Source organism: Sphingomonas aliaeris (genome assembly GCF_016743815.1).
GTDB classification, from domain to species: domain Bacteria; phylum Pseudomonadota; class Alphaproteobacteria; order Sphingomonadales; family Sphingomonadaceae; genus Sphingomonas; species Sphingomonas aliaeris.
This window is the reverse complement of the sequence record NZ_CP061035.1, coordinates 1,879,216-1,898,305: the sequence shown is the minus strand read 5'-3', so window position 1 is coordinate 1,898,305 and position 19,090 is coordinate 1,879,216. Positions and strand designations below refer to the sequence as shown.

General features: G+C 65.1%; 13 protein-coding genes, 1 tRNA gene and 1 pseudogene. 5 read left to right on the top strand and 10 right to left on the bottom strand.

Going from position 1 to position 19,090, the window contains the following annotated elements:
- Window positions 1-112: 112 nt before the first annotated feature.
- The 4 genes and pseudogenes from dnaE to H5J25_RS08975 form a co-directional block, all read right to left on the bottom strand.
- The gene (dnaE, locus tag H5J25_RS08990; RefSeq protein ID WP_202095772.1) at window positions 113-3,592 is read right to left on the bottom strand and encodes a DNA polymerase III subunit alpha; all 3,480 of its coding nucleotides are present in this window, start codon (window positions 3,590-3,592) and stop codon (window positions 113-115) included.
- 239 nt (window positions 3,593-3,831) lie between these two features.
- Window positions 3,832-4,311: a glutathione peroxidase gene (locus H5J25_RS08985; RefSeq protein WP_202095770.1), complete on the bottom strand. Its 480-nt coding sequence runs from the start codon at window positions 4,309-4,311 to the stop codon at window positions 3,832-3,834.
- A gap of 13 nt (window positions 4,312-4,324) precedes the next feature.
- Window positions 4,325-5,000, bottom strand: a pseudogene (locus tag H5J25_RS08980) (ABC transporter ATP-binding protein).
- Entirely contained in the window at window positions 4,993-6,243 is a 1,251-nt protein-coding gene (locus tag H5J25_RS08975; protein ID WP_202095768.1) for a lipoprotein-releasing ABC transporter permease subunit, read from the bottom strand. Before H5J25_RS08975 ends, H5J25_RS08980 begins: the two are co-directional and overlap by 8 nt.
- 361 nt (window positions 6,244-6,604) lie before the next feature.
- Here H5J25_RS08975 and H5J25_RS08970 point away from each other — a divergent pair, with 361 nt between their 5' ends.
- Both H5J25_RS08970 and acs read left to right on the top strand, forming a co-directional pair.
- Window positions 6,605-8,611: a TonB-dependent receptor gene (locus H5J25_RS08970; RefSeq protein ID WP_202095766.1), complete on the top strand. Its 2,007-nt coding sequence runs from the start codon at window positions 6,605-6,607 to the stop codon at window positions 8,609-8,611.
- 43 nt (window positions 8,612-8,654) lie between these two features.
- Window positions 8,655-10,607 (top strand): acetate--CoA ligase, encoded by a 1,953-nt coding sequence (gene acs, locus H5J25_RS08965; RefSeq protein WP_202095764.1) that lies wholly within the window; start codon window positions 8,655-8,657, stop codon window positions 10,605-10,607.
- Between the two features lie 52 nt (window positions 10,608-10,659).
- Here the strand turns inward: acs and H5J25_RS08960 are convergent.
- Window positions 10,660-10,736: transfer RNA gene (locus H5J25_RS08960), tRNA-Arg, on the bottom strand.
- Window positions 10,737-10,837: 101 nt separating this feature from the next.
- Here H5J25_RS08960 and H5J25_RS08955 point away from each other — a divergent pair.
- The gene (locus H5J25_RS08955; RefSeq protein WP_202095762.1) at window positions 10,838-11,356 is read left to right on the top strand and encodes a hypothetical protein; all 519 of its coding nucleotides are present in this window, start codon (window positions 10,838-10,840) and stop codon (window positions 11,354-11,356) included.
- Window positions 11,357-11,368: 12 nt separating this feature from the next.
- On the opposite strand, the gene H5J25_RS08950 is transcribed toward H5J25_RS08955, so the two are convergent.
- Genes H5J25_RS08950 through hemB form a run of 4 tightly spaced genes read right to left on the bottom strand, consistent with a single transcriptional unit; the run spans window position 11,369 to window position 15,661 of the window.
- Window positions 11,369-13,591 (bottom strand): spermidine synthase, encoded by a 2,223-nt coding sequence (locus H5J25_RS08950; protein ID WP_202095761.1) that lies wholly within the window; start codon window positions 13,589-13,591, stop codon window positions 11,369-11,371.
- On the bottom strand, window positions 13,588-14,124 hold the full coding sequence (locus H5J25_RS08945) for a GNAT family N-acetyltransferase (protein WP_202095759.1): 537 nt from the start codon (window positions 14,122-14,124) through the stop codon (window positions 13,588-13,590). Before H5J25_RS08945 ends, H5J25_RS08950 begins: the two co-directional genes overlap by 4 nt.
- Window positions 14,121-14,672: a GNAT family N-acetyltransferase gene (locus H5J25_RS08940; protein WP_225883459.1), complete on the bottom strand. Its 552-nt coding sequence runs from the start codon at window positions 14,670-14,672 to the stop codon at window positions 14,121-14,123. Before H5J25_RS08940 ends, H5J25_RS08945 begins: the two co-directional genes overlap by 4 nt.
- Complete coding sequence (gene hemB, locus H5J25_RS08935; RefSeq protein ID WP_202095755.1) at window positions 14,669-15,661, bottom strand: porphobilinogen synthase; 993 nt, start codon at window positions 15,659-15,661, stop codon at window positions 14,669-14,671. Before hemB ends, H5J25_RS08940 begins: the two co-directional genes overlap by 4 nt.
- Before the next feature lie 118 nt (window positions 15,662-15,779).
- On the opposite strand from hemB, the gene H5J25_RS08930 reads away from it, so the two are divergent.
- Together H5J25_RS08930 and H5J25_RS08925 are read left to right on the top strand one after the other, a co-directional pair.
- Complete coding sequence (locus H5J25_RS08930) at window positions 15,780-16,613, top strand: SIMPL domain-containing protein (protein WP_202095753.1); 834 nt, start codon at window positions 15,780-15,782, stop codon at window positions 16,611-16,613.
- Between the two features lie 55 nt (window positions 16,614-16,668).
- Window positions 16,669-17,550, top strand: coding sequence for a diacylglycerol/lipid kinase family protein (locus tag H5J25_RS08925; RefSeq protein WP_225883458.1), 882 nt, complete (start codon window positions 16,669-16,671; stop codon window positions 17,548-17,550).
- Window positions 17,551-17,565: 15 nt separating this feature from the next.
- Here the strand turns inward: H5J25_RS08925 and H5J25_RS08920 are convergent, their stop codons facing one another.
- Window positions 17,566-19,023, bottom strand: a complete 1,458-nt coding sequence (locus tag H5J25_RS08920; RefSeq protein ID WP_202095751.1) for an MATE family efflux transporter — start codon at window positions 19,021-19,023, stop codon at window positions 17,566-17,568.
- Window positions 19,024-19,090: the final 67 nt, after the last annotated feature.

The window sequence follows — 19,090 nt, the reverse complement described above, 5'->3', positions numbered from 1 at the left end:
CTTGCCGGCGCGTATGACGCCGATGCGGATCTTTATGGAAGCAGCATAATCATGACGCGCGCGGGGGCAATCCCGCCAGTGTAACGAATTGGTTCTGGCGGGATTCGTTCGATCAGCCGACCAGTGCGAGCCGCGTTTCGGACGTCTTCAACTCAACGTTGGTGATGTCCGCGATCCCTTCGATCCGGCCGGCGAGTTCGCCGTCGAGCAGGAAGTCGCGTCCGAGCAGGATGCGCGCCGCGCCGCCGTCCGGCAAGGCGGCATTGATCCAGACTTCACCGCGCGCACCGCGATGTTCCGAGATGATTTCCCACAATTGCCGCATCGCATGTTCCGATCCGACATCCGCGACGATGTTGAACCGGGCGGTGCTGGCCAGTTGTTCGAACGGCTGGATTCGCTTGATCGACACGCGCGGCGTATCCTCGCCCGGACGGCGATCGAGTTCCACCGTGATGACGCCGCACCCGCCGACACGGGCTGCCTCTTCCAGATCGCCGGCGACGACATCGTCGAAACACGTCGCGAAGAACTGGCCCGAGGGATCAGACAGGGTCGCCATCATGTACCTCTTGCCGCGTGCGGAAGTACGCCAGCGGGCATCCTCGACCAACGCCGCCATCGTAGCACCGGCGCGCGTGCCGTCATCGGGGATCTGCAGCTCGGCGAGCGCGGCATATTGGCGCACGCCATGTGCCTTGGCGAGATGCGCGTGGCGATCGACCGGATGCGCGGAGAAATAGAAGCCGAACGCCTCCTTCTCCTGCTCCATGCGCTGCGCCAGCGTCCAGCGCGCCGAGAGCGGCAGCTTGATCGCGGGTTCCTTGGCATCCTCGCCCCCGAACAGCCCCCCCTGCCCGCTGACCTTCGCCTCCTGCGTTCGCGCGGCGGTGGCGAGCAGGGTTTCGGCCACCGCGAAGATCCCTGCGCGGTTGGCGTTCATGCCGTCGAATGCGCCGGCACCCGCCAATCCTTCCAGCTGGCGCTTGTTGAGCAGGCGCGGATCGACGCGGTGCGCGAAATCGTCGATGCTGGCGAACGGTCCGTTCTGATCGCGCTCCACGACCAGCTTTTCCATCGCGCCCTCACCGACACCCTTCAGCGCCGCGAGTGCGTAGCGGACGACGAGACCGTCATCGGTTTCCTCGACCGAGAATTCCGCCTCGCTGGCATTCACGCAAGGGGCGACGCAGGTGACGCCCATCCGACGCATGTCGTCAGCGAAGATCGCCAGCTTGTCCGTCAGGTGCAGATCGTAGCACATCGATGCCGCGAAGAATTCGTGCGGATAATGCGCCTTCAGATACGCGGTCTGATACGTCAGCAATGCATAGGCGGCCGAGTGGCTTTTGTTGAAGCCGTATCCGGCGAACTTGTCGATCAAGTCGAACAGTTCGTTGGCCTTTGCCGGCGTGATGCCGTGCGCATTGGCGCAGCCCTCGACGAAGGTCGCGCGCTGGGCGTCCATCTCCGCCTTGATCTTCTTGCCCATCGCGCGCCGCAGAAGATCGGCACCGCCCAGGCTGTAGCCGGCGAGGATCTGCGCCGCCTGCATGACCTGTTCCTGATAGACGAAGATCCCGTAAGTCTCCTTCAGGATGCCTTCCAGCAACGGATGCGGATATTCGATCGTTTCGTTGCCGTTCTTGCGCCGGCCGAACATCGGGATGTTGTCCATCGGGCCCGGCCGATACAGCGCGTTGAGCGCGATGATGTCCTCGAAGACGGTCGGTCGGACGGCAGTCAGCGTGCGGCGCATGCCTTCCGATTCGATTTGGAACACGCCGACGGTGTTGCCGCTCTGGATAAGCTTGAACGTCGCTTCGTCGGTCCATTCGAGCGAATCGAGATCCAGCGTGATGCCGCGCTTCGCCAGCAACTGAACGGCCTTCTTCAACACCGACAGCGTCTTCAGGCCGAGAAAGTCGAACTTCACCAGTCCGGCGCCCTCGACATATTTCATATCGAACTGCGTGACGGGCATGTCCGACCGCGGATCGCGGTAGAGCGGGACCAGCTGCGCCAGCGGTCGATCGCCGATCACGACGCCCGCCGCGTGCGTCGATGAATGGCGCGGCAGGCCCTCCAGCTTCATCGCCAGATCGACCAGATGCCTGACGTTGCTGTCGGCCTTATATTCGTTCGCGAACTCGCCGACGCCGTTCATCGTCCGCTCGAGCGTCCAGGGGTCGGTCGGGTGGTTCGGGATCAGCTTGGCCAGGCGATCGACCTGGCCATAGCTCATCTGCAGCACGCGGCCGGTGTCCTTCAACACCGCACGTGCCTTCAGGCGACCGAAGGTGATGATCTGCGCGACGTGATCGCTGCCATATTTCTGCTGGACGTAGCGGATCACTTCCTCGCGCCGCGTTTCGCAGAAATCGATGTCGAAATCCGGCATCGACACGCGTTCGGGGTTGAGGAAGCGTTCGAACAGCAGCCCCAGTTTCATGGGGTCGAGATCGGTGATCGTCAGCGACCAGGCGACGACCGAGCCCGCGCCCGAACCACGGCCCGGACCGACCGGAATGTCGTGATCCTTCGCCCATTTGATGAAGTCCGCGACGATCAGGAAGTAGCCGGGGAATCCCATCGAGACGATGACGTCGAGTTCGAAATCGAGCCGCTTGCGGTAATCGTCCTCGGTCGTGTCGGGGGCGAGCCCCTTCTTCAGCCGCTCGGTCAGTCCGGCATGCGCATCGCGCCGCAAGGCTGCCGCTTCGGCATCGCGATCGCCCGCAAGGCTCGGCAGGATCGGCTTGCGATACGGCGCGGACACGGCGCAGCGTTGCGCGACGACGAGCGTGTTGGCGATCGCTTCCGGCAGATCGGCGAACAGCGCGCGCATTTCCTTTGCGGGCTTCATCCACGCATCAGGCGAGGAACGCGGGCGATCCTCCGTCGCAATATAGGTGGAATTGGCGATGCACAGCATGGCGTCGTGGGCCGCGCTGAAATCCTCATCGGCGAAGCAGCACGGGTTGGTCGCGACCAGCGGCAGGCCGCGGGCATAGGCCATGTCGAGCAACGGCCCCTCGGCCCGCCCCTCGATCTCGTCCAGCCGGCGGGTGAGTTCGATATACAGGCGATCGGGGAACAGCGCCTGCAATCGGTCGGCATAGAGCGATGCGCGGTCCGCCTGCCCTTCCGCGAGCAGACGGGTCAGCCCGCCCTCCCGTCCGGCGGTCAGCGCGATCAGCCCGTCCGCATGCTTTGCCAGCGCCTCGAAATCGACATGCGGAGATTGTTCGACCGGACGACCGAGATGCGCGTGGCTGACCAGTGCGCAGAGGTTTTCATAGCCCGTCTCGTCCTGCGCATAGAGCGCGATCCAGTCGAGCGGCGGCTCCATCCCCTCGGGCATGTCGGGCCGGGCGATTCCCAGCATCGTTCCGATGATCGGCTGCACGCCTGCGCCCTTGCAACCATCCGAATAGGCCATTGCCGCATACAGGCCGTTGCGATCCGTCAGCGCGGCGGCGGGGAAACCTAGTTCCTGCGCGCGCTTGGCGATCGCCTTCGGTTCCATCGCGCCGTCGAGCATCGTGTAGGAGGAGAAGATACGAAGCGGAACGAAGGCGGAATGCGACATGCGTGTGACTATGGGGGCGTAGGGTTGATTCGGGAAGCGCGCTTCGTCGAATGCTCGGCGTGATGAGGCGGGCGGTTCAGATTACATTGGTTCACGCGGAGACGCGGAGGCGCGGAGAAGAAGCGCGCCGTGGCGCCGCCGGCATAATATGCAAGCGCTCCTTGAAGGGGCCGCTGCCTGCGGCGCAACACTCCGCGTCTCCGCGTCTCCGCGTGAACCAAATTCGCTAGGTATGACGCCTAGAGCAGCTTTTCGATATCCCTGCGGATGTCCTCGGGCTTGGTCGTCGGGGAATAGCGTTCGACGACCTTTCCGTCGCGGTCGACCAGGAACTTGGTGAAGTTCCATTTGATCCCCGACGTGCCGAGAAAGCCCGGCGCCTGCTTCTTCAGTTCCACGAAGAGCGGATCGGCGTTCGGACCGTTGACGTCGACCTTGGCGAAGACCGGGAAGGTGACATCGTAGGTGAGCGAACAGAAGTTCGCGATCTCGGCCGCGTCGCCCGGTTCCTGCGCGCCGAATTGATTGCACGGGAAACCGAGCACCTCCAAGCCCTTGTCGGCATAGTCGCGGTGGAGCGCTTCCAGCCCTTCATATTGCGGCGTAAAACCGCATTTGGACGCGGTGTTAACGATCAACAGCACCTTGCCGGCATAGTCCGACAGAGCGGCGGCGGTGCCGTCCGGTGCCGTGACACTCAGATCCGTGATCGCCGTCATGCTATCGCTCCCATCAGGCCAGATGCCCTTCGTGTAGCCGAACCACGCGATCCATCTTCGCCGCCAGCCGTTCGTTGTGCGTCGCGACCAATGCCGCCGATCCCTCGCCGCGGACAAGGCGCAGAAATTCGGTCAGCACGACGTCCGCCGTGGCTTCGTCCAGATTGCCGGTCGGTTCGTCCGCCAGCACCAAAGCCGGGCGATTGGCGAGCGCGCGCGCCACCGCCACGCGCTGTTGTTCGCCGCCCGACAATTGGCTCGGTCGATGCGTCAGCCGGTGCCCGAGACCGAGAGCGGTCAACAGGCTGATCGCGCGCTCGTCCGCCTGCGCCCGCGGCGCGTCGCGGACGAGTTGCGGGAGGACGACGTTCTCGGTTGCGTTGAAGTCGGGAAGAAGATGGTGAAACTGGTATACGAAGCCGAGCTGGTCGCGGCGCACCAGGGTGCGGCCGTGCGCGTCCAGTTTGGCGGCCTCTTCGCCAGCGATCATGATCGATCCGGCGAACCCACCCTCCAACAGGCCAACCGCCTGAAGCATGGTAGATTTTCCCGAGCCGGAGGGCCCCAGCAACGCGACGATCTCGCCCCGCCCGACGGTCAGATCGACGCCGCGGAGAACGTCGATCGTGACGCCCCCCTTGCGAGAAACTCCGGGTCAGTCCGGTGACGTGGAGAATGGCGTCATTCATAGCGCAAAACCTGAACCGGATCGGTGCTTGCCGCCTTATATGCGGGATACAGGGTCGCGAGGAAGCTGAACACCAGCGCCATCAGCGCGATCACGACGATCTCGACCGGATCGGTCTTGGACGGCAATTCGGTGAGATAGCGGATCGAGGGATCCCACAGATTCTGCCCCGTCACGAACTGCACGAAGTTCACCACACCCTGTCGGTAGAACAGGAAGATGAAGCCGAGCACCAGCCCCGCGACCACGCCCAGCGCGCCGATCGTCGTGCCGACGACCATGAAGATGCGCATCAGACCGCCGCGCGTCGCGCCCATCGTGCGCAGGATCGCGATGTCGCGAGTCTTGGCCCGGACCAGCATGATCAGCGACGAAAGGATGTTGAACACGGCAACCAGGATGATGATCGACAGAACGGTGAACATCGCCACCCGCTCCACCGCCAGCGCCTCGAACAGTTGCGCGTTCATCTGACGCCAGTCGGCGATCACCGCCTGCCGCCCGACTTTTTCCTGAAGTGGTGCGAGGATCGTCGCGACGCGGTCGGCATCCTCCGTCTGCACCTCGACCATTCCGACGCTGTCACCCATCAGCAACAGCGTCTGCGCATCCTCCATCGGCATGATGACGTACGCCTTGTCGTAATCGTACACGCCGATCTCGAAGATCGCGCCAACCGTGTAGGACACGATCCGCGGTACGGTGCCGAACGGCGTCGTCTGCCCCTGCGGACTGATCAAAGATATCTCGCTGCCGACCGTCGCGCCGAGCGCATCGGCGAGCCGCGACCCGATCGCGATCTTGTTGCTGCCGACCGTCAGCGTGGCGAGCGATCCCAGCACCACTTTCCCGTTGATCGTCGCATTGTTGCGGATGTCGGCGACGCGCATCCCGCGCACCAGAACCGCCTCGACCCGGCCGTTATAGCTGGTCATCAAAGGCTGTTCGATCAGCGGCGTAGCGGAGGTCACGCCCGGCGTGGCACGCGCGGTCGCCACGATATCGCGCCAGTCGGGCAAGCGCCCGCCGATACCCTGGACCACGGCATGGCCGTTCAGGCCGACGATCTTGTCGAACAGTTCGGCGCGGAAGCCGTTCATGACGCTCATCACGATAACGAGCGCGGCGACTCCGAGCATCACGGCGACTAGGCTGATGGAGGCGACGAGGAAGATGAACGCCTCGCCCTTGCCGGGCAGCAGATAGCGCCGGGCGATCATGCGTTCGTAACGGGAGAGGATCATGGTGGCTGCTCTAGGCGTGCCCCTTGCCGCTGGCAACCGAAACACCCTGTTGCGGAATCGTCACAGGGCCGCCGCAATCCGACCATGCAAGCCACATAGCCGGTGACAAACCGCGCCGCGCTGCCTAGCAACACTGTCACTGACACACAGGCAATGGCCGTGGTTCGGGGAATGCTTTCAGAGCCGCCTTAGGGTGTGGCGCGATAGCGGGACAAAGGGGGCTGACGAGCGATCGTCACGCAGGACGCCCGGGTCGGAAACGGCCCGGGCGTTTGCATGTCCGGCGACGTGCACGGACGATTATTCCGTGACCGGTCTGATTTCGGTTCGCCTTTTCCGCCGTTCGTGAGTTGCTGCCCCGATGCGTCTTACACCTCCCTTATGCCTGATCGCCTGCTGTCTGACGGTCCCGGCGTTCGCGCAAAGCGCACCGGATGACGAGGGCGAGATCGTCGTCCTGGGATCCGGGTTGAAGCTGCCGCCGGGAACGCCAGCCTACGGATCCTCGATCATCGATCGCGCGCGCCTGAACAACGAGGCATCCGATCGCGTCGAGAATGTGTTGAAGGACGTTGCCGGTTTCCAGCAGTTCCGCCGCTCGGACAGCCGGTCCGCCAACCCGTCCGCGCAGGGCGTGACGTTGCGCGCGCTTGGCGGCAATGCGTCGAGCCGCGCGCTCGTGCTGTTGGACGGCGTACCGCTGGCCGATCCGTTCTTCGGCTATATTCCGTTCACGGCCTTGTCCGCCGATCGTCTGTCGGGTGTGCGGATCACGCGCGGCGGCGGATCGGGGCCGTTCGGGGCGGGCGCGGTGGCCGGTACCGTCGAACTGGTCAGTGCGACCCGCGCCGATCTGCCGACCTACTCCGGCAGCGGCTTCTACGGCAGCAACGACGCGATGAGCGTTACCGGCAGCATCTCGCCCGATCTGGGCGGTGGCTATGCCACGGTGTCAGGACGGTTCGAGCGCGGCGACGGTTTCTTCACGACACCGGACAATCAGCGCGTCCCGGCGACGGTCCGCGCCCGCTATCGCGACTGGTCGGCCGGCGTGCGCGCCGTCGCACCGATCGACGTCGATACCGAGCTTCAATTCCGCGGGCTGCTGTTCCGCGACGACCGCACGTTGCGGTTCAGCGGGGCAGACAGCGCATCGGAGGGCCAGGACGCCAGCATCCGATTGGTCCGGCGCGGACGGTGGCAGGTCGATGCGCTCACGTATGTCCAGGTGCGCAACTTCGCCAACAAGGTGATCAGCAGCACCAACTTCCGCCTGACGCTGGACCAGCGCAACACGCCGTCCATGGGCATCGGCGGCAAGATCGAAATCCGCCCGCCGGTCGGCGCGGATCATGTCCTGCGCATCGGCGTGGACACGCGACTTGCGGACGGCGAACTGTTCGAGGACGCGTACAGTACCGTCACCGGCCTCGTCACCACGCGGCGCAATGCCGGAGGGAAGACGAGCACCACCGGGCTGTTCGTCGAGGATGACTGGAGCATCGGCCGGCTGGTGCTGACCGGCGGCATTCGCGCGGATCGCTGGACGATCACCAGCGGCTTCTTCCGGGAGGCGAATGCGCTCGGATCGGTGATGAGCGACCAGAGATATGACGATCGTGCAGGGACCGCGGTGACCGGCAGGGCCGGCGCGCTGTACCGCGCAAGTGACGCGGTCGCGGTGCGCGTCGCCGGCTATACCGGCTTCCGCCTGCCGACGCTGAACGAACTCTACCGCCCGTTCGTCGTCTTCCCCGTGACAACACAGGCCAATGCGCGATTGGGGCTGGAGAAACTGCGCGGCGTGGAAGCCGGGATCGACGTGCGACCGGCGGATGGGGTCCGGATCGGTCTGACCGCCTTCTACAACCGGTTGGAGGACGCGATCGCCAACGTCACGATCGGCACCAATCTGCGCCAGCGTCGCAACGTGGATGCGGTGGTGGCAAAGGGATTGGAATTCACCGCCGGCATGACGCGCGGCTCGCTCTCCTTGGATGCATCCTATGCGTTCAGCGACAGCGGCGTGCGGGCGACCGGGGTGTCGGCGGGTCTCGACGGCTTCATTCCCGCGCAAAGCCCGCGTCACGCCGCCAGCGCGACCCTGGGCTGGGTGCCGGCGCGGGACTGGTCGCTGTCCGGCACATTGCGTTATGTCGGCAAGCAATATGAGAATGATCTACAAACCGATATCCTGCCCGGCGCGGTGACGGTGGACGCAGTGGTACGCGTTCCCGTCGCCAAGCATGTATCGCTGGTCGGACGCGCGGAGAATCTGTTCGACGAGACCGTCGTCACGCGCAATCAAGGCGGCTCGATCGATCTGGGCACGCCGCGTACGGTGTGGATCGGCATAAGAGTGAATTGAGGCCGTTCGATCCAGGAATGGCCGAACCAAGGAAGGATAAGCGGTGAGCGACGACATCTATCCGGTGCCGGAAACCTGGGCGAAGACCGCACGTATCGACGCGGCAACCTATGCCAAGGACTATGCCCGATCGCTGTCCGATCCGACCGGATACTGGCTGGAGCAGGCACAGCGGCTCGACTGGATGACCGCGCCGACACTGGCGGACGAAAGCGACTTCACCGAGGAAAAGTTCGCGGTGCGCTGGTTCGCGGACGGGGTGCTGAACGTCTCCGCCAACTGCCTCGACCGGCATCTGGAGGCGCGTGGGGATCAGGTCGCGATCATCTGGGAGCCGGACGCCCCCACCGCCAGCCCGCGCCACATCACGTACCGCGAGCTTCACGCCGAAGTCTGCAAGTTCGCCAATGCGTTGAAGGCGAAGGGTGTGCGCAAGGGCGACCGCGTCACCCTGTACCTGCCGATGATCCCCGAGGCAGCGGTTGCGATGCTTGCCTGTACGCGGATCGGCGCGGTACATTCGATCGTGTTCGGCGGCTTCTCGCCCGATGCGCTTGCGGGCCGCATCACCGATTGCGACTCGCGCATCGTCATCACCGCCGACGAAGGCTGCCGGGGCGGGAAGAGCGTCGCGCTGAAGACCAATGTGGATGCCGCCGCAAAATTGAGCAGCAGCGTCGAGACAATCATCGTCATCAAAGCAACCGGCGCGGACGTGCCGATGACCGAAGGGCGCGATTTTTGGTATGGCGACCTGATCGCCGAAGCGGATGCGGATTGCGCGCCCGAACCGATGAATGCGGAGGACCCGCTGTTCATCCTCTACACGTCCGGATCGACCGGAAAACCGAAGGGCGTGCTGCATTCGACCGGCGGGTATCTGCTATGGGCCAGCCTGACTCACGAACTGGTGTTCGATTACCGCGACGGCGACGTCTATTGGTGCGCGGCCGATGTCGGCTGGGTCACCGGGCATACCTATATCGTCTACGGCCCGTTGGCGAACGGCGCGACGACGTTGATGTACGAAGGCGTGCCGAACTGGCCGAGCCCGTCGCGCATCTGGCAAGTGGTCGATCGCCACAAGGTCAACCAGCTGTACACCGCGCCGACCGCCCTTCGCGCGCTGATGAAGGAAGGCGATAGCTACGTGACGGCGACGGACCGGTCGTCGCTCCGCTTGCTGGGGACGGTCGGCGAGCCGATCAATCCCGAGGCGTGGCGCTGGTATCATCAGGTCGTCGGCGAGGGACGCTGCCCGATCGTCGATACGTGGTGGCAGACCGAGACGGGCGGACAGATGATCACTCCCCTGCCCGGCGCGACCGCGCTGAAGCCGGGCAGCGCGACCTTCCCGTTCTTCGGCGTCGAACCGAAGCTGGTCGATGCGGAGGGCAAGGTGCTGGAGGGCGCGGCGGAGGGCAATCTGGTCATCACGCGCAGCTGGCCGGGCCAGATGCGCACCGTGTGGGGCGATCACGACCGCTTCTTCCAGACATATTTCAGCACCTATCCCGGCACCTATTTCACCGGGGACGGATGTCGTCGCGATGCGGACGGCTATTACTGGATCACCGGGCGGGTGGACGACGTCATCAACGTCAGCGGGCACCGGATGGGCACCGCCGAGGTCGAAAGCGCCCTGGTGCTGCACAAGACGGTGGCGGAAGCCGCGGTCGTCGGCTTCCCGCACGATATCAAGGGCCAGGGCATCTACGCCTATGTCACGTTGAATTCGGGCGAGACGCCGAGCGACGAGCTGCGCAAATCGCTGGTCGCATGGGTGCGGCAGGAGATCGGGCCGATCGCGACGCCCGATGCGATCCAGTTCACGCCCGGTCTGCCCAAGACCCGGTCGGGCAAGATCATGCGGCGCATCCTGCGCAAGATCGCCGAGGGCGACATTTCGAGCCTCGGCGATACCAGCACGCTGGCGGATCCGTCGGTGGTGGACGACCTTGTCGCCAACCGCGTCGGCAAGCCAGCGGACGCCTGAAACGAAACAACCGGCAGATGAGAAGGCCTCATCTGCCGGTTGCCGGAAACTTTGGTGCACCCAGAGCGATTCGAACGCCCGACCCTCAGATTCGTAGTCTGATGCTCTATCCAGCTGAGCTATGGGTGCGTGGAGGCGGTGCAATACGAGCGGGTTTGCGAGGACGCAACCCTGTATCTTGCCTGTTCGGACATTGCGCGTCGCTTTTTCCACGCATAAGCAGTTTCACGATGACATTTTCCCCCGCCCCCGCCCGTCTTTTCCTGTTGGGCGGCGTGCTTTTCGCCGCCGGCGGCTGCGTCGAGCAGCGCAATGCGACCTATCCGTCGCTGCTTCCCCGTCCGATCGAGACTCGCAGCGATGCCGAACCCGTCGTCGTGGTGCCGGTGGCGGAGCCGGATCCGGCAACGGACAAAATCGTCGCGGCCAGCCTGACTGCGGTCCAGACGAGCAAGCGTGACTTCGCGATCGCGGCGCAGCGGGCCAAATCGCTTGCCCGGGTGGCGAAGGGCGATCCGGTCGGCGGGAATCGCTGGATCGAGGCGCAGACCGCGCTTGCCGAACTCGATATCTTCCACGCGCAAAGCCTGACCGTCGTCACCGACCTTGAGCAGGCGGAACTCGCGCGTGCCGCGGAGGGCAAGCCGGCGTATCCGGCGTTGGAGAGCGCACACGCTGTGGCGCAGGCGGAGTTGGAGGCGCAGAAGGCGACGGTCGCGCGGCTGCAGGCGCTGCTGCCGCAAGCCTGACGTGCGTCGGGTCTACCGGAACGCCTTCACCAGCGGCAGGATGGTCGAATAATCGTCCGTCCACGGCGTGAAGCCCGGATAATTTCCCAGCGTCTGCCAGCGATCGTCGCGCGCCTTCAGCGTCGCGATGACCGACGGGTCCCGCGACAAAGCGATCCATGCCGATCCGGTCACCGCGACGCCCGCATTCGCGGGACGATCGAACGTCAGGGATGCCGCCTGCCACCCACCCGACCGTGCGGCGGCCGAGACGACCGGCTCTAGATCGAGGAAACGGTTGGAGATATGCACGAGCAACACGCCGCGCGGCGACAGGACGCGGCCGTACGCGGCGAACGCCTCGCGCGTCATCAGGTGCATGGGAACGGAATCGGACGAGAAGGCGTCCATCGCCAGCATGTCCAATGTCGCGGGGGCGGTCGCCTGCAATCGCAACCGCGCGTCGCCTATCTCGATCTTACCGCCGGGCAGGCAGCGCGAGAGGAACGTAAACTGTTCGCGGGCGATCCGCGCGACCGCCGGGTCGATCTCGTAGAAGCGCCAATCCTGTCCCGGGCGTGCATAGCAGGCGAGCGTGCCCGCCCCCAGCCCGACCACGCCGACCCGCGCATTCGGGCCGTATAGCGTCGGCAGTGCGAGCATCGCCTGCCCGACACCCGATTGCGGGACGTAATAGGCCGTCGGCGTCCGTTCCCGCGCGACGCTGCCGAGCAATTGCGTGCCGTGAATCGTCGTGCCGTGCGCCAATTGGCGGACCGTGGCGTCATGCGTCACGGTGTAGACCCCGAAATAGCTGCGCACCCGCGCATCGGGTTCCATCGATATCATGATCGATCGGTATCCGCCGAACGCCACCAGCGCTCCCGCCAGCACAATCACGAACGCAACGCGCGCACCGATGACGGCGAGCCCCAGGACCGCGATCGTCAGGAACACCAGCCCCGGCGCGGGCATTGCCTCGTCCGTGGCGTGCGAGGCGTGGTTCATGACCACCAGCACTACGGCCGCCATGATGGCCGCGATGGCAAGCGTGAGCAGCCGGGATCGCGTGGGCGATCCGTTCCACAGACGGCGCACCGGCGCGATCAGGAAGCCTTGTGGCGCCAGCGCCCCCGCCGTGAGGATCAGCAGCGGATATTCGTACGTCCAGTCGAACACGATCGGCGCGATCAACGCCGCGAACACGCCACCCAGCGCCCCGCCGACCGACATGGCGAGGTAGAAACCGGTCAGCCGGTCCGGTGCCGGACGCAGGCGGTACATCGCGGTGTGCAGGGCAACCGACGCCATGAACAGCAGGATCAGCGCAAGCCCGGCGTTCAGATACGGCTTTTCCTGATACCCGCCGACCATCACGCCGCCGAAGAGCAGAATAGTGATCGGCGCGATCCGCGTCAGCATGTCCGCCAGATCGCGATTGGCGGCGAAGGCGATCGTGAAGCTCAACAGGTACAGACCGAGTGGCAATACCCACAGGAGCGGCATGGCGACGACATCGGTGGTGATGTAGGTCGACGTGGCGAGCATCAGCCCGGACGGCACGAACGCGAGCGCGATCCACAAGGCGATGCGTACGGGGCGTGGCGCAGGAGTGGCTGCCACACCGTGCGCCTCACCGGTTTCCGCCGTCCGCGGCAACCTCCATGCGCAGGCGGCGACCAGCAGCACGACGAGCAGATATCCGCCCGTCCACAGCCAGCTCTGCGACCGGATCGCGAGCATGGGTTCGACCAGCAGGGGATAGGCGATCAAGCCGCCGAAACTGCCGAAATTGGACGCGGCATATAACGCGTATGGATCCGCGCCGTGGCTCGAAACGCTGAACCAGCGTTGTAGCAGCGGAGCCTGTGCCGAGATCGCGAAGAAGAGCGGCCCGATCGACACCGCGAGCAGCCACGGCACCCAGAAGGTCGGGGCCGCATCGGCCGGCAATTCCATCGTGCTGAGATGCAGCGGCAACCACAGCATCGCCACCACCAGCACCGCCAGATGCACCAAGGCTTGCCGCCGCGCTGCGAAACGGCCGAGCCAATGCGCATAGGCATATCCGCCGAGCAACAACGCCTGATAGACGAGCATCGCCGAGTTCCACACAGCCGGCGCGCCGCCGAGCCGGGGCAATGCCATGCGCGCGACCATCGGCTGGACGAGAAACAGCAGGAACGATCCGCTCAGGATCGCCACGACGAACAGCAGCCGAATGGGCGTGGACGTGTCCTTGGCGGCTATGCTCATCCGGCGCGGTCGATATGATAAAGAATGTGACGTTTGAGCGGACTGCCATCCGGCACTGCGGGATGATCGAAATCTCCACCGACGATACGCGTCATGCCGAGCCGTTCCATCAGGCCCCAGCTTGCCGCATTCTCCGGCACCGTGATCGCGACCACCCGTTCGCATTCCAGAGTGTCCCACGCCCAGTCGAGGCTCGCCTGCGCCGCCTCTCTGGCATAGCCCTGCCCCCAATATTCGCGCGCGAACCGCCAGCCGATCTCTAGCGCCCCGGCAATCGGGGTGTCGGGCGAACCCGGCTTCAACCCGCAGACTCCCAGGATCGCGCCGTCGGCGCGTCGCTCGACGGTCCAGAAAGTGTATCCGAAGTCGGCCAGATACCCCTCCATGCGCACGATCATCGCGTCGTGCGCGGCGTCGTCCGGCACCGGCAGCAGATAGAGCATGACGTCCGGATCGGAGCACATCGCGCGCATCGCGGCACGGTCCCGCACCTCGTCATAGGGCCGCAGGATAAGGCGTTCGGTTTCGATCATGAAGCGTCCGGTCGGTCTATCGCAAATACGACGGTCTCACGCAGCGCAGGATTGCGCGCGTGCGCCGGATGGATGAAATCAAGGTCGTGCAACCGCTGCATGCCGAGTTCCGACATCAGCGCCTGGCTCGGCAGGTTGCGCGCGGCGGTGATCGCCACGACGCGCGGCGCATCGGTATTCGCCCAAGCCCAGTCAAGGGTCGCCGCCGAAGCCTCCCGCGCGAAACCCTGCCGCCAATGATCGCGCGCGATCAGCCAGCCGATCTCCACCTCGCCCGCGATCGGCGTGTCCTCCGCCCCCGGCTTCAGTCCGCAGAAACCGATCGCTTCCCCTGTATCGCGACGCTCGACGACCCAGAAGCCCAGCCCGACGCGACCATAGCCGCGATGTCGCTCTATCGTCGCATCGCTGTCCGCCGCGGACTTGACCGGGCCGAGCGTCGCCATGACCTGCGGGTCGGCCCACATTGCGTGTAACACCGGACGGTCGGCCGCCACAGGGGCGCGCAGGATCAGCCGCTCCGTCTCGACCGCCACCCCTTGCGTCATCCGGCGAGCAATCTCGCCGCGTGCAGCGCGTGATAGGTGAGGACGCCGGAACATCCGGCGCGCTTGAACGCCATCAGCGTTTCGAGAACGACCGCGTCGCGTTCCGCCGCGCCGACTGCGACCGCCGCCTCGATCATCGCATATTCCCCCGACACTTGGTACGCGAATACAGGCACCTGAAACTCGGACTTCACACGCAATATTATGTCCAGATACGGCAAGCCCGGCTTGACCATCACGCTGTCCGCACCCTCGGCGAGATCGAGCGCGACTTCGCGCAGCGCTTCCTCGGCATTGGCCGAATCCATCTGGTACGTCTTCTTGTCGCCTTTCAGCAGCCCGCGCGATCCGACCGCGTCGCGGAAGGGGCCGTAGAAGCCGCTGGCATATTTCGCCGCATAGGACATGATCTGGACGTTGTGGCGCCCGCCGCCTTCCAGCGCATCGCGGATCAGTCCAACGCGACCGTCCATCATGTCGCTCGGCGCGATGATGTCCGCACCCGCCGCCGCCTGATTAAGCGCCTGCCCGACCAGCACTTCTGCGGTCTGGTCGTTCAGCACATAGCCGCCTTCGTCCAGCAAGCCGTCATGGCCGTGCGCGGTATAGGGATCGAGTGCGACGTCGGTCAGCACGCCGACCTCCGGCACCGCATCCTTCAGCGCACGGATCGCGCGGCACATCAGGTTGTCCGGATTGAGCGCTTCCTCTCCGCGATCGGTACGCAGATGCGCGGGCGTATTGGGGAACAGAGCGATGCAGGCGATCCCGAGATCGCGCGCTTCCTTCGCCCGCGCCACGATATTGTCGACCGACCAGCGCGACACGCCGGGCAGCGATGCAATCGGATCCTCGATCCCCTGCCCTTCCGAAATGAACAGCGGCCAGATCAGATCGGCCGGCGTCAGCACGGTTTCGGCATGCAGGCGGCGGCTCCACACGCTGGCGCGGGTGCGGCGAAGACGGAGAGCGGGATAGGCAGCGGACATGCCACGGCTTTTGAAGCCTGCGTTCCGGCGACGCAAGGGTAAGGCACGAAGCTTGCCAAATCAGGCGGGGTGACGTTGTATCATTCGGGCTCGAGGGGCCAGCCAAAGGGGATGTCGGATGATTCGCATGAACACGATAGCGGTAGTGCTCGCGATTGTGCCGGGGGCGGCGATCGCACAGGATGTCCCCTCCCCCAATACGATCCGCGTCATCGCCACCGGCAAGGCCAGCACGCCTCCGGATGTCGCCACGATCGACATGACCATCCGCGGCGAAGGCAGGACGCCGGACGCGGCGACGAAGTCCTTGGCGGATCGTCAGAAGGCGATCTTCGGCGCGCTACAAAAGCTCGATCCGAAATTGACCGTCAACACCGGTTCGATCGGGTTCCGGGAGGTCCGCATCGGCCGGTGCGACGCTAACGGCGGGATGCTCGGCCTTGATCTGGCCGATGCAGCGGAGAGGATGGAAGCGATGACGGACGATCTGTCGACCGGTGCAAATTCCGGCGTCCCGGCGCAGCCCAAGGGCCCCTGCCGCCTGTCCGGCCATATCGCGCAGAGCGAAACCGAAATCGTCATGGCGTCGGTCAAGGATGCCGGCACGGCGGTGGGTCTCGCCGGTCGGCTGGGCGCGGCCAATGCGCGCATCGGTTCGTTCGGCCTGCGCGACACGGCCGCCGCCATCCGGTCCGCCAGCGCCGACGCGATGCGGAATGCCCGGATCAGGGCAGAGCTGTTGGCGACCGCCAGCGGATCGAGGCTCGGGGCGCTGATCTCGGTAATGGACAATGATGTGGGCGGGCGAGACGCATTCTACCGTCCCTTGGGGATTGCCCCGCGGATAGTCATGACGTCGGTTCAGGCATCACCGCCGGTCGAGGTCGCCGTCAGCCCGAAGCCGGTCGAAACCAATGCGCAGTTGATCGTGACGTTCGCGATCGTAAAATGATCGCACGGGCGGGATTGTGACGCCCCCGAAACCGATTGATGTGCGTTAGGGCGCCATGAGCAGAACGATCACATCCGCCGCGATGATCATCAACACCAAATCCCGCACCGGGCAGGCGCAGTTCGATGCCGCGTGCGAGGCGATGGAATCGCTCGATTTCCCGGTCGACGCGCGCGCGGTGCCCGATCCCGAGCGGCTGGAGGACGAGTTGCGCGCCGCGCTCGCCAAGAAGCCGGACCTCGTCATCCTGGGCGGCGGCGACGGAACGATCAGCGGGCTGGTCGATCTGCTCGTCGGGCAGGATGTGATCCTCGGCGTGCTCCCGCTCGGCACCGCGAACAGCTTCGCACGGACGCTCGGTATTCCGCTGGATATTCCCGGCGCGGTCGAGGTGTTGCGCACCGGCGCGCCGCGCCGGATCGACCTGGGCATGATAGACAACGATTATTTCGCCAACTGCGCCGCGCTCGGCATGTCGCCGCAGATCGCGAAGACGGTTCCGCATGGCCTGAAGAAGGTATTCGGGCGGGTCGGTTATCTTGCCTGGGCGACGTATCAGTTCGCCAAGTTTCGGCCGTTTACCTTGATCGTCGGGGAAGGCCCGACCGCGGTGCGGTTGCGCGTCGTGGAGGTTCGCATCTCGAATGGTCCCTATCACGGCGGCACCGAACTGGTGGATGCAGCCGAGGTCGATTCGGGGGAGATCGTCGTTCAGGCCGTAGTCGGCCATGTTAAGCGCCGGTTGGTCAAGAACTGGGCGGCGAGCTTCTTCCGCCATAAGGCCCGTCACGAGGACACGCGCGACTTCCACGGCAAGGCGCTGCGGATCGACACGATCCCGAAGCTGCCGATCTCGATCGACGGTGAGGTTCTCGCGACCACGCCAGTCATGGCGAAGGTCGCGGCGGGGATCATCGAGGTGATGGCGCCCCGCTGACGCCGAGGAAGCGGGTCAGCCGGTCGGGTGCGTGCGGCCGGCCGGCTCGGTCGCGGCGTGCGCCTGTTCCGGGCCATCCTCCGATTCTGACGGCACGACCAAAGTGTCCTTCCGCCACGTCCCGCGCAGATAGAACGAGATCGCAAGCGCCAGCGAAACGGCCGAACCTAGCGGAAACGCCCACCACAAGGCGTCCGCACCCAGATAGGGCCGCGCCAAAATCGCGAAGCCGATCCGCACCGGATAGAGCGAGACCGCGAGGATGATCAGGGGCGCCAGCGTCGCGCCGTTCGCACGCACGGTTGAAAACAACACCATCGTCGCTCCGAACATCACGAACGTCCAGCTGCTGATCAACTGGATATGCCGTGCGATCGGGATCGCCGCGCTTTCCGGGCTGATGAACAACGCCATCACCGGGCGGTCGAACAGGATGATCGCGGTGATCACGGCGAGCGTGATGATCGTGTTGTACAGGATACCGGACCGCGTGATCGCATTCACCCGGTCCCACCTGCCCGCACCGATATTCTGCGCCGCCATGCTGCTGACCGCGACGCCGATCGCCATCGCGGGCATCTGGATATAAGTCCATAATTGCTGCGATACGGCATAGGCGGCGACGGTATCGACACCCAGCCGGTTGACCAGCCCGACCATCGTCAGCCCCGCCGTCGACATGACCAGCATCTGCGCGCCCATCGGCAGGCCCTTCGCGACGATCGTGCGGACGAGCGCCCGGTCTGGCAGCAGGTAGCGCAATTCCGCACCGCGCAACCGGATCGGCAGGTCGCGCGCATAGACGTAGCCGATCAGCCCGAAGGTCGATGCCAGCGCGGCGACCAAAGTGGCGGTCGCGGAACCTGCGATGCCCATTTCGGGGAACGGGCCGATGCCTTTGATCAGCAAGGGGTTGAGCGTCGGATCGACGACCACGCTCAGGACCATGAACCAGAGCGGCGTCACGCTGTCGCCCGTCCCGCGCAGGCCCATCTGGACGAGCACGCCGAGCATCGACAATGGCAGCCCGAGGAAGATCACGCGCAGATAGGACAAAGCCAGCGGCTGCGCCTCGGCCGGTGTCGCCAACAGTTCGAGAATGTGGGGCGCGAATATCCAGCCGAGCGTCGCGATGATCACCGCCCCGCCGACGACCAGCCCTACGGCGGACCCGAATGCCCGCCGCGCGCCCTCGATATCGCCGCGCCCGACCGACTGGCCGACCAGGATCGTCGCCGCCATGCCGAACCCGAAAACGGCGGAGAACATGAGGAACATGATGATGTTGGCGTTGCTCGTCGCCGCCAGCGCACCTTCGCCAAGGAACTGGCCGACCCAGATCGAATTGATCGATCCGTTGAGCGATTGCAGGACGTTGGACGCAAGCGTCGGCAGCGCGAAGGCAAGCAACGTCGCGCCGATCGGCCCGACGGTCAGGTCGCGTTGGCGGCGGGTGGTGGAGCGAACGGCCATTCTCTTCCTTCTCCCCTCCCGGGAAGGGAGGGGCCGGGGGTGGGTGGGCCGATGGGTCGGGCATGGC

Excerpts from the sequence above, each read along its gene's own strand:
- dnaE (WP_202095772.1), bottom strand. The coding sequence starts at position 3,592 with ATGTCGCATTCCGCCTTCGTTCCGCTTCGTATCTTCTCCTCCTACACG.
- H5J25_RS08985 (WP_202095770.1), bottom strand. The coding sequence starts at position 4,311 with ATGACGGCGATCACGGATCTGAGTGTCACGGCACCGGACGGCACCGCC.
- H5J25_RS08975 (WP_202095768.1), bottom strand. The coding sequence starts at position 6,243 with ATGATCCTCTCCCGTTACGAACGCATGATCGCCCGGCGCTATCTGCTG.
- H5J25_RS08970 (WP_202095766.1), top strand. The coding sequence starts at position 6,605 with ATGCGTCTTACACCTCCCTTATGCCTGATCGCCTGCTGTCTGACGGTC.
- H5J25_RS08955 (WP_202095762.1), top strand. The coding sequence starts at position 10,838 with ATGACATTTTCCCCCGCCCCCGCCCGTCTTTTCCTGTTGGGCGGCGTG.
- H5J25_RS08950 (WP_202095761.1), bottom strand. The coding sequence starts at position 13,591 with ATGAGCATAGCCGCCAAGGACACGTCCACGCCCATTCGGCTGCTGTTC.
- H5J25_RS08945 (WP_202095759.1), bottom strand. The coding sequence starts at position 14,124 with ATGATCGAAACCGAACGCCTTATCCTGCGGCCCTATGACGAGGTGCGG.
- H5J25_RS08940 (WP_225883459.1), bottom strand. The coding sequence starts at position 14,672 with ATGACGCAAGGGGTGGCGGTCGAGACGGAGCGGCTGATCCTGCGCGCC.
- hemB (WP_202095755.1), bottom strand. The coding sequence starts at position 15,661 with ATGTCCGCTGCCTATCCCGCTCTCCGTCTTCGCCGCACCCGCGCCAGC.
- H5J25_RS08930 (WP_202095753.1), top strand. The coding sequence starts at position 15,780 with ATGATTCGCATGAACACGATAGCGGTAGTGCTCGCGATTGTGCCGGGG.
- H5J25_RS08925 (WP_225883458.1), top strand. The coding sequence starts at position 16,669 with ATGAGCAGAACGATCACATCCGCCGCGATGATCATCAACACCAAATCC.
- H5J25_RS08920 (WP_202095751.1), bottom strand. The coding sequence starts at position 19,023 with ATGGCCGTTCGCTCCACCACCCGCCGCCAACGCGACCTGACCGTCGGG.